The organism is Methanobacterium lacus, from assembly GCF_000191585.1.
In the GTDB taxonomy this organism is placed as follows: domain Archaea; phylum Methanobacteriota; class Methanobacteria; order Methanobacteriales; family Methanobacteriaceae; genus Methanobacterium_B; species Methanobacterium_B lacus.
This window is the reverse complement of sequence record NC_015216.1, coordinates 2,161,687-2,174,304: the sequence shown is the minus strand read 5'-3', so window position 1 is coordinate 2,174,304 and position 12,618 is coordinate 2,161,687. Positions and strand designations below refer to the sequence as shown.

17 protein-coding genes are annotated in these 12,618 nt (G+C 37.9%); 6 read left to right on the top strand and 11 right to left on the bottom strand.

The features are described from left to right. The first annotated feature begins 59 nt into the window (after positions 1 to 59). From METBO_RS10530 to METBO_RS10515, 4 genes are all read left to right on the top strand, one after another. Complete coding sequence (locus METBO_RS10530) at positions 60 to 509, top strand: hypothetical protein (RefSeq protein WP_013645700.1); 450 nt, start codon at positions 60 to 62, stop codon at positions 507 to 509. 118 nt (positions 510 to 627) lie between these two features. Beyond that, entirely contained in the window at positions 628 to 1,353 is a 726-nt protein-coding gene (gene mtxX / locus METBO_RS10525; protein ID WP_013645699.1) for a methanogenesis marker protein Mmp4/MtxX, read from the top strand. Between the two features lie 136 nt (positions 1,354 to 1,489). Continuing rightward, entirely contained in the window at positions 1,490 to 2,257 is a 768-nt protein-coding gene (gene uppS / locus METBO_RS10520; protein WP_013645698.1) for a polyprenyl diphosphate synthase, read from the top strand. 86 nt (positions 2,258 to 2,343) lie between these two features. Further along, positions 2,344 to 3,102 carry a TatD family hydrolase gene (locus METBO_RS10515; RefSeq protein ID WP_013645697.1) on the top strand — a complete coding sequence of 253 codons (759 nt, stop codon included), beginning with the start codon at positions 2,344 to 2,346 and terminating at the stop codon, positions 3,100 to 3,102. Positions 3,103 to 3,123: 21 nt separating this feature from the next. On the opposite strand, the gene METBO_RS10510 is transcribed toward METBO_RS10515, so the two are convergent. Further along, a complete protein-coding gene (locus tag METBO_RS10510; RefSeq protein ID WP_013645696.1) occupies positions 3,124 to 3,501 on the bottom strand; it encodes a carboxymuconolactone decarboxylase family protein in 378 nt (125 codons plus the stop codon). A 309-nt stretch (positions 3,502 to 3,810) separates the two neighbouring features. Here METBO_RS10510 and METBO_RS10505 point away from each other — a divergent pair, with 309 nt between their 5' ends. Further along, positions 3,811 to 4,443 (top strand): 2,5-diamino-6-(ribosylamino)-4(3H)-pyrimidinone 5'-phosphate reductase, encoded by a 633-nt coding sequence (locus tag METBO_RS10505; RefSeq protein ID WP_048186760.1) that lies wholly within the window; start codon positions 3,811 to 3,813, stop codon positions 4,441 to 4,443. A gap of 21 nt (positions 4,444 to 4,464) precedes the next feature. Here METBO_RS10505 and METBO_RS13775 read toward each other — a convergent pair whose 3' ends face one another. Then, a complete protein-coding gene (locus tag METBO_RS13775) occupies positions 4,465 to 4,626 on the bottom strand; it encodes a hypothetical protein (protein ID WP_013645694.1) in 162 nt (53 codons plus the stop codon). 27 nt (positions 4,627 to 4,653) lie between these two features. Beyond that, on the bottom strand, positions 4,654 to 5,319 hold the full coding sequence (locus tag METBO_RS10500; protein WP_013645693.1) for a histidinol phosphate phosphatase domain-containing protein: 666 nt from the start codon (positions 5,317 to 5,319) through the stop codon (positions 4,654 to 4,656). A gap of 74 nt (positions 5,320 to 5,393) precedes the next feature. On the opposite strand from METBO_RS10500, the gene METBO_RS10495 reads away from it, so the two are divergent. Next, a complete protein-coding gene (locus tag METBO_RS10495; protein WP_013645692.1) occupies positions 5,394 to 6,290 on the top strand; it encodes a pantoate kinase in 897 nt (298 codons plus the stop codon). Between the two features lie 109 nt (positions 6,291 to 6,399). On the opposite strand, the gene METBO_RS10490 is transcribed toward METBO_RS10495, so the two are convergent. The 8 genes from METBO_RS10490 to purC all read right to left on the bottom strand — a co-directional run bounded on the left by METBO_RS10490 (position 6,400) and on the right by purC (position 12,345). Further along, positions 6,400 to 7,191 carry a DUF7839 domain-containing protein gene (locus METBO_RS10490; RefSeq protein ID WP_013645691.1) on the bottom strand — a complete coding sequence of 264 codons (792 nt, stop codon included), beginning with the start codon at positions 7,189 to 7,191 and terminating at the stop codon, positions 6,400 to 6,402. A 12-nt stretch (positions 7,192 to 7,203) separates the two neighbouring features. Next, positions 7,204 to 8,601 (bottom strand): single-stranded-DNA-specific exonuclease RecJ, encoded by a 1,398-nt coding sequence (gene recJ, locus METBO_RS10485; protein ID WP_013645690.1) that lies wholly within the window; start codon positions 8,599 to 8,601, stop codon positions 7,204 to 7,206. Between the two features lie 43 nt (positions 8,602 to 8,644). Continuing rightward, a complete protein-coding gene (locus METBO_RS10480; protein ID WP_013645689.1) occupies positions 8,645 to 8,920 on the bottom strand; it encodes a signal recognition particle subunit SRP19/SEC65 family protein in 276 nt (91 codons plus the stop codon). 60 nt (positions 8,921 to 8,980) lie between these two features. Then, the gene (locus tag METBO_RS10475) at positions 8,981 to 9,766 is read right to left on the bottom strand and encodes a uroporphyrinogen-III synthase (protein ID WP_013645688.1); all 786 of its coding nucleotides are present in this window, start codon (positions 9,764 to 9,766) and stop codon (positions 8,981 to 8,983) included. Continuing rightward, complete coding sequence (gene cobA / locus METBO_RS10470) at positions 9,756 to 10,487, bottom strand: uroporphyrinogen-III C-methyltransferase (RefSeq protein WP_013645687.1); 732 nt, start codon at positions 10,485 to 10,487, stop codon at positions 9,756 to 9,758. The genes METBO_RS10475 and cobA overlap by 11 nt, the downstream gene beginning before the upstream one ends. A gap of 121 nt (positions 10,488 to 10,608) precedes the next feature. Next, a complete protein-coding gene (gene purQ, locus METBO_RS10465; RefSeq protein ID WP_013645686.1) occupies positions 10,609 to 11,262 on the bottom strand; it encodes a phosphoribosylformylglycinamidine synthase subunit PurQ in 654 nt (217 codons plus the stop codon). Positions 11,263 to 11,265: 3 nt separating this feature from the next. Next, positions 11,266 to 11,520: a phosphoribosylformylglycinamidine synthase subunit PurS gene (gene purS / locus METBO_RS10460; RefSeq protein WP_013645685.1), complete on the bottom strand. Its 255-nt coding sequence runs from the start codon at positions 11,518 to 11,520 to the stop codon at positions 11,266 to 11,268. Positions 11,521 to 11,598: 78 nt separating this feature from the next. Next, positions 11,599 to 12,345, bottom strand: a complete 747-nt coding sequence (gene purC, locus METBO_RS10455) for a phosphoribosylaminoimidazolesuccinocarboxamide synthase (protein WP_013645684.1) — start codon at positions 12,343 to 12,345, stop codon at positions 11,599 to 11,601. Positions 12,346 to 12,618 lie beyond the last annotated feature (273 nt).

Below are 12,618 nucleotides of genomic sequence, written 5' to 3'. Positions count from 1 at the left end.
ATATTAACTTTTAATTTTTAACTTAACATTGAAGTTTTTTTTAAGGGGTTAATTTTTTCATGAAAAAAAGTGTTAAGTTGACAGGAACATTTTTCATTGCATCCCTGATGATCCTGGAAATATTCACATTCATGATACCAACGGATCAACTGAGTTCGAGTGCTGCAACCTACGAATCACAGCCCGATAGTAAGATCATAAATGAATCCCAGGTTATTCGGAGGTTCAACGAAATTAAGACCATCAAATACGATGAAGTGAATATGAACTGTAAAAATAAATCAGAACTTTTTGCAGGTTATCTTAAATCAATTGGTGCAACAGACATCTACATCGTAACTGTAAAACACGGTTCAGGAACCTATTCCCACGAATTTGTTGAATGGAACGGACATTACTACGACACTTGTAGTTCAGATACCAGCTACGAAATTCCAATGGAAGAGTACAGTAAGAAACTGTACAAGTTAGGTTTCACTGGAATCTCTGTAACATCTCCCTATCAATAGGTTAAATCTAATTTCTTTCTTCGATTCATAAATTCAAAATTGCAGCGAGTAAAAGGTTAATGTTTGAATATTCATAACTTAACTAAGAATAATCTATAATGAATTAGAGGTTGGAAAGTTGGTTGTTGTCGCTGGTGTGGGTAAAAATAAGAAAATATTAGAAGCAGTAGCCGATGTTGATTTTGATGTTGTAACTGCAGAGTCTGAAGATGAACTGGTTGAGCTTCTCATGAATGGAGATGTTGATGCAGCTGTAAGGGGATCCCTCAGTGCTTCTCTCATCATGTCCAAACTCAAACAGATCTACCCTGAACTGTACAGGGCATCCTACATAGAATTTAATGCTAAAAAATTTCTTCTAGCACCTGTAGGGATAGATGAAGGTGAAACTGTAGCTCAAAAACTTCAAATAGCAGTTTTAGCATCTAAATTTCTGGAAGCTGAAGGAGTCAAACCCCACATAGCAGTTCTTTCCAGTGGCAGACCCAACGACAGGGGCAGAAACAAAAGGGTAGATGAATCGATGGATGCCGGAGAAGAATTAACAGCACTTATTAAGGAAAAATCCATCGATGTTAAACATTACTACGCCCTACTGGAAGATGCTGTGAAGAGTGATGCAAACATCATAATAGCCACAGATGGAATAGTTGGAAACACAATATTCAGAACCCTGGTACTTGTTGCAAGAGCAAAAAGTTATGGTGCAGTTACATTGGGAATGAAAGAAATATATATTGACACGTCTCGTTCTCAGGACAACAACGGTTATAAACGAGCTTTGACACTTGCAGATAGACTTGCTAAAATCACCCAGACAAGAAATAGTACGAACAGTGATTGAAATAATACATGCTAAACTTTTTTTATTAGATGGGATTAATATTATTCCAAATTAAAGTATAATGTATATACATACTAATTTTTTAACTTATAAAAAAATAATCAAATGATCGTACATGAAGCAAAAGGAGCTGAAAATGTCCATTTTAAAACCAGTTTACAAAGTTTATGAGTGGTATATCTCAAGAAATTTGAGTCCAGAGAACATGCCGAAGCACGTTGCAATTATAATGGATGGTAACAGAAGATTTTCAAGAATTCAAGGAAACATCGACGCTATAGAAGGTCATAAACGAGGTATAGGTACTCTTGAAAAATTTCTAGACTGGTGTGTGGATTTAGAAATAGAAATAGTCACTGTTTACGCATTCTCAATAGAAAATTTCAACAGAACCGAACAAGAAGTTCGTGGTCTAATGAATCTTTTCAAGGAAAACTTCGAAGGCATAGCAAAGAACGAGAAGATCCACAAGAACAAAGTAAGAATTAAAGCCGTGGGTAAGATGGAACTTTTACCTGAGGATGTTCGAAAGGCAATTGAAATAGCAGAAGATTCAACTGCAGACTACCATGAAAGACTCGTGAACATAGCCATAGGCTACGATGGAAGGCTGGAAATAGTTGACGCCATAAAAAAAATTGTCAAGGATGTTGAAGATGGCAAAGTCCAAATAGATGATATTGATGAAAAACTGGTCAACCAGAATCTGTACACAGCAGGACTAGACGATCCCAACCTGATCATAAGAACAAGCGGTGAGGAAAGATTAAGTGGATTTTTACTATGGCAATCATCCTACTCAGAACTGTACTTCTGCGATAGTTTATGGCCAGAGTTAAGAAAGGTTGATTTCTTAAGGGCGCTGAGATCGTACCAACAGAGAGAAAGACGGTTTGGAGTTTAAACTTCAAACAAAATTTCTTTAAATTGAACTGGGGAGTCCTATTTTAATGGGATGAACAGCCCTGATTTTTTTTGAGGTGAAAAAAGATGATTGATACACACTGTCATGTTGATTTTAAGGAGTACAACAAAAACAGGGAAGAAGTTATGGAAAGGGCCAAAAAAAAGCTCACCGCCATCATCAATTCAGGAGCCAGTCTTGGAGGTAACAGAAGAACACTAAAACTTCAAGATGAATATAAAGGATTTCTATATTCCACCCTCGGATTTCATCCATCCAACGCTTCAAAGGCAGATTCCACCATAATAAAACAGGTACTTGAGGAGATAGATACCAACATTGAAAAAACTGTTGGTATAGGTGAAACTGGTTTGGATTTCTACGAAGTGAAAGAATCTGATAAAAGAAAGAGGCAGCTTAAAATATTTGACATCTTCATTGAACTATCAAATGAATACGACCTTCCTCTGGTTTTACATGCCCGGGATGCCGAGGCAAAATGTTTAGAAATTGTAAAAAAGAAATCTAACATCTACGATGTCATATTCCACTGTTACGGTGGAGATGTGGAAACAGCAAAACAGATAGTTGAGGAAGGCTACTCAATATCGTTTTCAACACTAGCATGTTTTTCAGAACATCACCAAGAATTAATTGAACACGTACCAATATCCAACATACTAACAGAAACAGACAGCCCATACCTGTCCCCATTCAAGGGAAAAAGAAATGAACCCGCATTTGTTGAAGAAACAGTTAAGATCATAGCAGAAAAAAAATCTTTAACACCCAGGGCAGTTGGAAAACAAACAGAAAGAAATGCCAGGAAGATCTTCAAGATCTGATCCAACATTAGTTAAAAAAACCTAATCTTGGTCAAGTTCTTCAAAAACTTCTTTTGCAGCACTAATTCCATTAATAGCCCTAGGAAATCCGGCATACACAGCCATCTGCATGATCACTTCTATAATTTCCTGTCTGGAACATCCCACATTCAAAGATCCCTTAATATGATCCTTGAGCTCGGGTTTAGTATCACCCAGAGCTGTTAGGGCGGCTACAGTGGCAATTTCACGAGATTTAAGATCCAATCCTGGTCTGTCGTACACTTCACCATAGGGAAATTCAATCACAAACTTTCCAAGATCAGGAGCAATATCTTCCAAATTTTTCATTAGAGCTTTACTGGCTTCTGGATGTATTTTTTCAATATTTTTTAAACCTTTTTCATACCTATCAGACAAAAAATTCAATCCTCCTAAAAAAAATTTCTAAAATTATTTATTTTCTAATCACACTAAAATATCTTAAGTTAATTCTGTTTATTCTATGAATAGAAATTTTCTATGTACGATTTCATTTTATTTTTTGTAAAACCAATTTATAAGATGAAATATTCTCGATATTCTTAAAATAATATGCCTACAAATAATATGTACATCACAATTTATTAATGAACAACCAGATACTTGCATCAAGAAGACAAAAATTAGGATGGAAGCTAAGTGTCACCTAAAAACTATGAAAAACCATACACAATACTGAACTCTGCAATGACCTTAGATGGGAAAATTGCAACTAAAACTGGAAGTTCTGAAATTTCTGGCCAAGAAGATCTGGTGAGGGTTCATGAACTTCGAATGGAAGTAGATGCCATCATGGTTGGAATAAACACGGTTTTAGCCGATGATCCAAGACTCACAGTACACAAAATTCCATCCAGCAAATCAGACAACCCACTGAGGATAGTTGTTGATAGCAGGGCAAGAACACCATTAAATTTTAGGATACTCAATTCAGATGCCAAAACATTGCTTGCAGTGACCCAAGCCGCAGATCCAGTGAAGGTTAACAAGTTGAAGCAACTTGTTGATGTTGTTGTGTGTGGAGAGAAACATGTGGATCTTAAAAATCTAATGAAACACCTCTATGAATTGGGAATTAAAACACTGATGCTTGAGGGAGGATCAACACTCAACTACTCCATGCTGAGTGAAGGTTTGGTGGATGAAGTACGTGTATGCATAGCTCCAATGGTTGCAGGTGGAAAATATGCCAAGACACTGGCAGATGGTGATGGTTTTGATGAGATGAAAGACTCTGTAAAACTCGAATTTAAAAAAAGTTATACCTTGGGAGATGACCTCATAGTTGAGTACAAGGTTCTCCCCAGAAAATTAAAATAAACACAAATCAATTATTTTTTTTTATCCCTTCTTCATTATGAAGTACACTCCAGTTGCAGCCAGTCCTATGGCAATCAACCAGATCAAAATATCGAAGAACTGTGGTACAGCATACTTAACAACAACTATTAAAAGTGCGACAACTATGTAACAAATTCCCATCAGTGTATTCTTATTGTTCAAAAATTAACACCCCAATTAATATATTTTTCAGATTAAACCTTTACTTCTGAGTATTCTCTTTGGATTATCTTCAAGTGCCTTTTTTATTTCTTTACTCTTTAACCCTGCTCCTAAAGCTACCTTGTGTGCCATCTCATAGGAGATCAGATCTCCAGGCATGTGGGTATCGGTGTCGACCACCAAATCAGCACCCACCTCTGTGGCGAGTTTGGCAACATGTCCATTACCAAGACAATGGCCTCGTCTTGAGCTAATTTCAAGGGCAATACCATTTTCTTTGGCTGCCTCCACTTCTTCAACTGTGATAAGTCCGGGATGTGCCAGTATATCCACTTCTGGACAGTTCACGGCACTCCAATTGGTTCCTTCTATTACGGGTTCTACTATGGTTTCACCATGAACAACAACAATTTCAGCACCATTTTTACGTGCTTCATGGGCAAGTTTGTCTATTATTTCCGCAGGTGCATGTGTTATTTCAGCACCAGGAATAATTTCTATGTCCCAGTTGTCTCTGATGTCAGTAACTGCTTTAATTACATTTCCAACACACTCTATATTAGATGCATCAACATGGTCTGTGATTGCCACTGCACTGTGGTTTAGCACCAAAGCACGTCTTGCAATCTCTGATGGTAAGAGTTCACCATCACTAAATATGCTGTGTGTATGGAGATCTATTCTTTTTTTGATATGGAATCCTCCATTCCCTTTTCTTAGTAGTTTATTTTTATGTATGATCCACCATAATATATTTAGTGATAAAAATGAAATGTTCTGTTTTCGCACCATCCCATATTACGGGATTTTTTGAGATTAAAGACAACAAAGAACCATTGAAAAAAGGATCTCGAGGTGCAGGTATTGCCCTTGACAAGGGTGTTGTAACCAACCTTCAACTAACTGAAAAAGATAGTCCAAATGGATCAAACATCGAAGTAACAATAAATGGAGAGAAGGATCAAAAAAACACCACCATAACCCATAAAACCATGGAAATAATGGAGGCTAAATACAAGATCAACCACTTACTCCATGGAACCCAACTAAAAATAGATCATAAGGTAGATGTACCCATAGGTGCAGGCTTCGGAATTTCAGCAGCATGTGCAATTGGAACTGCACTCGGAATCACCAAGCTCCTCCAACTCAACCTAACCTACAACCAAGCCACAAGCATAGCACACCTTGCAGAAATTGAGATGCAAAGCGGTTTGGGCGATGTGGTGGCAGAAGTTAATGGAGGCATAACACTGAGGATCAAGGAAGGAGCTCCTGGTGTAGGTGTGCTTGACAAACTCCTCCCTAAAAATAAGGATCTCTACATACTATGCAAAAGTCTGGGCTGTATCGAAACATCGGAAATAATAGGAGATCCTGGACACAAGGAAAGGATCAACCAAACAGGTGGGGCCATGTTAAACCAACTACTCCTGGATCCAGTTCCAAAAACTTTCCTAAAACTTTCCAAGAAATTTGCAGAGAACACCAAACTCATGACTCCAGAAATATCAGAAATCATAGCTATTCTCCAAGAAGAAACAATGGGAGCTTCAATGGCAATGCTTGGAAACACAGCCTTCGCCATATCAAAAACTCCTGAAACTTCTATAGAAAATGTAATTGTATCAAGAATAGATGAACAGGGCTGCAGATACATTTAAAAAAAAATGGAGTCATAAAAGTTGAGTTGGATAGTAAATCCAACCCAATCCGTTATTCCATTGGAAAAAATCAAACATCTAAAATTGATTAAATTGAATAGATTTATGGTTAAGTTTTTGTTGAAACATCTTCCAAGGTGTACTTCAATCCTTCTTCATCCAATTTTCTGATGAGGCTTTTACTCATTTTGCCAACTGTAAATACCAGAACATTCAGACCTCTTTTTGATGCTGCTACAGTTGCGTTGGGGGTGGCAAATTCAAAATCACTTTCAATACCTGCTTTGTTGATAACAACCCTTGAAACAGTGCCCATAATTCCTACCTTGTCAAAATTTCCGTTGTAAATCTTTTTGATCTTCTCAAGGCTGCAAGCATTTGATCCGCCCTCGTTTATGGTGGGAACTTGAATAATGGTTATCTTTCCGGGTTTAAGCTTAATTGTACCACCTAATTTTATGAGGGCCACATCATCACCTGCAACAGCATCCTTTAAAACCTCGGCATAGGCAGATTTTTTCTTTTTACCTGCATAGAGAGTTCCATTTTCCATTTCAAGCCAAACAGTTTCACCTTTAGCCATATCTTCCCTTGCTATAGCAGGCCATACAGATTTGTAGGTGTTCATAGTTTCTAGAACGTTGTCAGCGTACTTTCGAAGGTTCAGGGCATCTGTTTTAACCTTCTCAATACCTCTCTTGGTGATGTTGTACTTGGCATTTCCCATTCCAGTTTCAACGTATCCCTCATCAACCAAGCTTTTGATATTTTCTGAAACAGCTTGGATGGTTATTCCTAGTTCGTTTGCAATGTCTTTCTGCCTTAAATGTGGCTGTTCCTTGGCTATCTCGGCAAGTATCTGGAATTTTGTAAGTTCACCTTTTTTCTTGAAGACCAACATTTTCACTATCCCCTAAACAACACCCTTCAAACTTTCATCGAAAATTTTTAAAAATTTAGCAGTACTCCCCTCGGGTATGTATGCACCGCATGCAACAGAGTGACCTCCTCCGTTTCCACCCACCTTCTTTGCAACCTTACGTATTAAATTTCCGAAGTGAATTCCATCATATGCTAAAAGCCTGGAACATCTAAGAGATACTTTAATACCTTCTTTTTCCTCTCCAATAGGTGTGAAACCAACTATTGGTTTTTTCCAATCACCATAACTCAGTATCATTCCTGCTATGGTTCCTATTACTTCACTCTTTATTTCACTACCCTCAAAGTACTGGAGGTTGTTCATTGGAGTGATTCGTTCATCACCCCTTATCCATTCCATTTTTTGGGCAAGGTAACGCCTGTGTTCAAGGGCTAAATGTTCCATTTCATCTAGGCTAGCACCCCTGTCACCTTTAAGTACATTCATTGCAACTTTGTGGTGTTTGTGCCTGCCGCAGGCATTGACAGCAGTTGAAAATTCACTGGCATCTCTGAGGGGAGAGTACTTCTCTTCCATTAAAAATTCATAGGAATCTCCAGAAATTAATTTAGGCACATATTTAACGTACCTTGAAGGTACCTCCAAACTCAACATTCTCACCAGTTCAGAGAACAACCTTCCCTTCTCTTCAACACTTAGATCACACAGTGACCTGTACTTACGACCATTTTTCATGGGTATGTCGAGTTTGTTTAACAACATCTGGCACTCAGTTTTGTTGTTGGTGATTGGCAGATTAACATCTCCAAAGTAGGACAATGCAATGTATAGGGGTCTTGTTTGTCTTCCATAGATTGCAAGGTCGTTTTGAGACGAGATCAGATTTTGTTGAATGCTTTCTTGAAGTATGCTGCTGTTTAATCCGATGAGCTTACCTGAAAAACTGTTTTGCATGTCTCCAACAGCACTTAAAACTCCCATCCAACTTAGATCAGTGTAGCCAAAGGTTCTAGCCAAAAGGTAGGTCATACCTCCGCCTGAAACTTCGTAGGATCCATCTATGTTATGATGGTGTGGGTTCAGTTCTATTAACTGGCCATTTAGATAGTTATCCAGCTTTCTTATGGGGGGATGGTGATCCAAAATTAATGTCTTTGAATTGGATGTGCAGAGTTTGTCCATTTCCTGTCCAGATCCCAGGTCAGAAAAGATGGTTAATTCATTTTCTGTCACAAGATCATCCATCTGATCCAGACTGATGAATTCTACTTCGTGATCCTTTCCAAGCTTATCAAGCATTGAAGACAGCACGGCACCTGCTGTAACACCATCACAATCGATGTGTGTGTATATTTTAATATCTTCAGATTTCTTTATCAAATCATGGGCCTTTTCAAAAGATAAATTCATTGGATTTGATTTCAGCATTTTAACTCCTTATTCATGTGTTAAATTCTATTTAATTCTAGGATTACTTCTCTCTGTAACCCCTGATGATGTTACTTACCTTCATCAGGATCTCCCTTTTGGGCATGGTCTTATCAACTGTAACCCTTCCTGAATTCTCCCACCATGATTTGGAGTAAGATTTATCCTTTTCCACGTCTGGATTTAAACCCAGCTTTTTAGCAGCCCTGGAAATTTCTCGAAGTTTAGGGGCAGTGATGGCGTGTTCAAGGGATACTTTTCTTCCCTCGTGTTTGGTTTTTTTTGCATCGATATAAACGGGCCAAATTGTTGCTCTCATAATAACACCAGGTTGTAACTTAATAAAATAATCAATCTATATATTATATTCAATTAACAGTTATATTTTACCCATCAAAATCTCAAGCATGGCACTAACAGTGTACTTTTCAGGTATTAACACATCAATATCCAGTTCATGCAGAGGCATGGCAGTTACAGGGCCAATAGCTGCAACAACCACATCGTCACTCTTTAAAATGTCAACAACATCCTGTTTTTCAGTTTCATCCAACATGTCAAAGAGATTTTTAACTGTCAACGTACTTGTGAAGGTCAAAGCATTGATCTTCCTGTTTAGAATGGCTTCTACGAGCTGGTTAACCCTTGTCCTGTCCTTTGGAAGGTCTGATTTATAGGCTTCAGCAACAAAAACATCCGCACCCATAACCTTCAAACCAGTTGGAAGAGCATCTCTGGCAGCCAGAGTTCTTGGAATACCTATCTTTTTGTTTTTCAAGTCATGATCCTCGAAGCATTCAAGCAAACCCTCTGCAGTGTAACTTTCAGGAACAATATCTGCCTTGAGTCCCTTTTTTTCCAGATAATTTTCAGTTCTGGGCCCTATAACAGCTATCTTGCAGTTGGGATTCAATCGGGTTTTAAGGTCACTGCAGTGTTTAAATACAGATATGATTCCGGTTGGGGATGTGAATATCAGCCAATCAAGTTCTCCTGCCATTTCACAGAGTTGGATCAGGGATTGGGTGTTGGATACCTGGAGTTCGAGTGTGGGTGCCACAAGTGCAGTACCTCCATGTTCTTCCACAATAGCAACAGCCTCTTTAACCCTTTCTTCAGGACGGGTGATACCAATTACTTTACCCTCAAATTCTTTACCCTTCATTTATATCTTCCCCTCTAATTTTCAGGGCATTTTTATAGATGTCCACAACATGGCCGATAACAACCAATGCAGGAGTGTTAATATGATTTTCAGTAATGTTCTTTAGTGTTCCGGTTATGATCCTTTGATCAGGGGATGTTCCCTTTTCAATCACACACACAGGTGTTTCAGGATCCTTGTACTTCATAATTTCCCTGGTATTTTCTTCAAGCAAACCAACACCCATGAGAATAATTATTGTATCTGCTTTAAAGTCCCATTTGACCTGTTTATTATCCTTGGTTGGATCTTCATGTCCTGTAACAACAGTTAATGAAGTTGCAACTCCTCTGTGGGTAACTGGAAGTCCCGCGGAGGTGGGTACTCCAATGGCAGAGGTTACACCAGGAATAAATTCCACATCTATCCCTTTTTCAAATAGAGCAAGCATTTCTTCGCCTCCTCTACCAAATACAAATGGATCTCCTCCCTTAAGCCTGACAACAACATCGTGTTTGAGTCCCTGTTCAATCAGGATCTCATTTATTTCAGGCTGCTTCTTGTAGTGTTCTCCTGCCTTTTTGCCTACGTAAATCATCTCAGCACTTTTAGCATGCTTCAATATTTCTTCGTTGGCAAGCCTGTCGTAAACAACAACATCTGCATTTTCAAGGGCTTTAACAGCTTTAAGAGTTATAAGGTCCGGGTCTCCTGGTCCGGCTCCAACTAAATATACTACCATAATTTTCACCTATTTTTTTCATACCTGATTAACCTAAAAAACATTTGATCCTGTTTTAGTTAAACAGCACTGCTTCTAATTTTAATTAAAGAAAAGAAATTTAAGGGTCTTATCTTTCTTTTTATCTGAATTTCATTATGCCTTCAAAAAATTTACGACCATCATCTGATCCTAAAATAGATTCTGAAGCCCTTTCTGGATGTGGCATCACTGCACAAACCAAACCTTCCTGGTCACAAACTCCTGTAATTGCCTCCATTGAACCGTTGGGATTTTCAGATTCGAATGATAAAACGATCTGATCGTTGTCCCTGAGTTCTTGGATATTTTCAGTGTAGTAACGACCTTCAGCATGGGCAATTGGCATTCTTATGATCTCATTTTTCTTGTAAAGTCTTGTAAATGGTGTTTTCACACTTTCAACCTTCAGATCTGTCCATTCACATATGAACTTGGCATTCTCATTTTCAGTGAAAACACCGGGAACCAGACCAACCTCAGCAAGTATCTGTGCACCATTACATATACCGAGAACAGGTTTTCCCTCACTGACACAATCCTTTATACCATCTACGATGGGTGTTATTGCAGCAATTGCACCAGCCCTTAAATAGTCACCGTATGAAAAGCCTCCTGGAATTACTATGGCCTCATAATCTGACAGATCCCTCGTGTTCCACCATACATATTCTGGTTTTGCACCCACCAGTTCCAGCACATGAAACACATCCCTGTCACAGTTGGATCCCGGAAACCTTATTATCCCTACCTTCATTTTTTATTCCTCTTGAGCCGATATTTTAATGGTGTAATCATGGATCACGGGGTTGCAGAGCAGCCTCTGGCACATTTCATCCACTTCTTCCTTAACTGCACCTTCACTGTCCCCTTGTATTTGGAACCTTATCAGATCAACTGTTGAAGTATTTTCAACCTGATACTCAAGTAATGCAAGTGCCCTCTGTATTGTGGCAGCTTCAGGATTTAACATACCTTTTTTAAGACTTATTCTAACTTCTGCATCATATTTCATAACATCACCAAGTATTTTTTTTGGATAATCAAAAAACTATTTTTCTCCATTTAATTTCATTCAACAGGTACATAAACTCTAAAACTCAACGTTCCATTTAGCAATGTCTGTTTCATCCAGTAGAAGAGAAGCTACCTTCATATAAGCATCCATAACTCCATCTTCACCCTTTCTAAACAGATCCTTATCGAGAACTTCACTGGTTTGAGCATCCCACAATCTACAAGTATCTGGACTGATCTCGTCACCTAAAACAATATTCTCCTCTGAATCAAACCCGTACTCTATTTTAAAGTCTGGGAACAAAATAGCTTTAGAGAGCAGAAATTCCTTTAATACAGAATTTATTTCCAGAGTTATGCTTCTTATTGTGTCAAGTTCTTCCTTGGTAGCCAGTTCAAGGGCTATGGTTATGGAATCATTCAACATTGGATCATGATACTCATCATTTTTGTAGTCCATCTGTATTATTGGAGGTTCCAATTCCTGTTTTTCTGTGAATGGAAACTTCTTAAGAAGACTTCCTGCAGCGATGTTTCTGGTTATTACTTCGAGCGGTATCATGTCAAGCTTCTTACATAGCATGTAACCAGGTTTTATTAATTTTATGTACTGGGTTTTAATTCCAGCATCTTCAAGAACCTCGAAGAACTTCGCAGATATAACCGAGTTGTAGTAACCCTTACGAACCAGACTTTCAGTTTTAACTCCATCTCCAGCAGTTATATCGTCTCTAAATTTAACTATAACTTGATCAGGATCATCGGTTTCGTAAACAGTTTTTGCTTTACCAGCATATATGAGATTTCCCATTTTTGGATTCATGTTAAGCTCCACATATTTTTTATTATAGTATGAAAGTTTAAATTTCAAATAAAAATTTTTGTAAACAATTTTTTTTGGATTTCTTCAAAGATCAAAAAAATTAATTTTTGAACTATGTTCCATCATCCACATCTATTAAGATTAAGTCGGTTGGTTTATATAAAAACTTCGAAAGAAATAACGAGCTATCATGAATATAACTGCCCTAATCTTTAATTAAAGGAATAGTAAATTGATTGAATGATTCAAGTCCCATATACATATACTTTCAAA

Coding starts and splice junctions, on each gene's coding strand:
- METBO_RS10490 (WP_013645691.1), bottom strand. CDS start 7,191: ATGTTGGTCTTCAAGAAAAAAGGTGAACTTACAAAATTCCAGATACTT.
- purS (WP_013645685.1), bottom strand. CDS start 11,520: ATGAAATATGATGCAGAAGTTAGAATAAGTCTTAAAAAAGGTATGTTA.
- recJ (WP_013645690.1), bottom strand. CDS start 8,601: ATGCTGAAATCAAATCCAATGAATTTATCTTTTGAAAAGGCCCATGAT.
- cobA (WP_013645687.1), bottom strand. CDS start 10,487: ATGGTAGTATATTTAGTTGGAGCCGGACCAGGAGACCCGGACCTTATA.
- METBO_RS10530 (WP_013645700.1), top strand. CDS start 60: ATGAAAAAAAGTGTTAAGTTGACAGGAACATTTTTCATTGCATCCCTG.
- purQ (WP_013645686.1), bottom strand. CDS start 11,262: ATGAAGGTAGGGATAATAAGGTTTCCGGGATCCAACTGTGACAGGGAT.
- METBO_RS10480 (WP_013645689.1), bottom strand. CDS start 8,920: ATGAGAGCAACAATTTGGCCCGTTTATATCGATGCAAAAAAAACCAAA.
- purC (WP_013645684.1), bottom strand. CDS start 12,345: ATGAATCCAAAAATGGGAAATCTCATATATGCTGGTAAAGCAAAAACT.
- METBO_RS10505 (WP_048186760.1), top strand. CDS start 3,811: ATGACCTTAGATGGGAAAATTGCAACTAAAACTGGAAGTTCTGAAATT.
- METBO_RS10495 (WP_013645692.1), top strand. CDS start 5,394: ATGAAATGTTCTGTTTTCGCACCATCCCATATTACGGGATTTTTTGAG.
- METBO_RS10475 (WP_013645688.1), bottom strand. CDS start 9,766: ATGAAGGGTAAAGAATTTGAGGGTAAAGTAATTGGTATCACCCGTCCT.
- METBO_RS10515 (WP_013645697.1), top strand. CDS start 2,344: ATGATTGATACACACTGTCATGTTGATTTTAAGGAGTACAACAAAAAC.
- uppS (WP_013645698.1), top strand. CDS start 1,490: ATGTCCATTTTAAAACCAGTTTACAAAGTTTATGAGTGGTATATCTCA.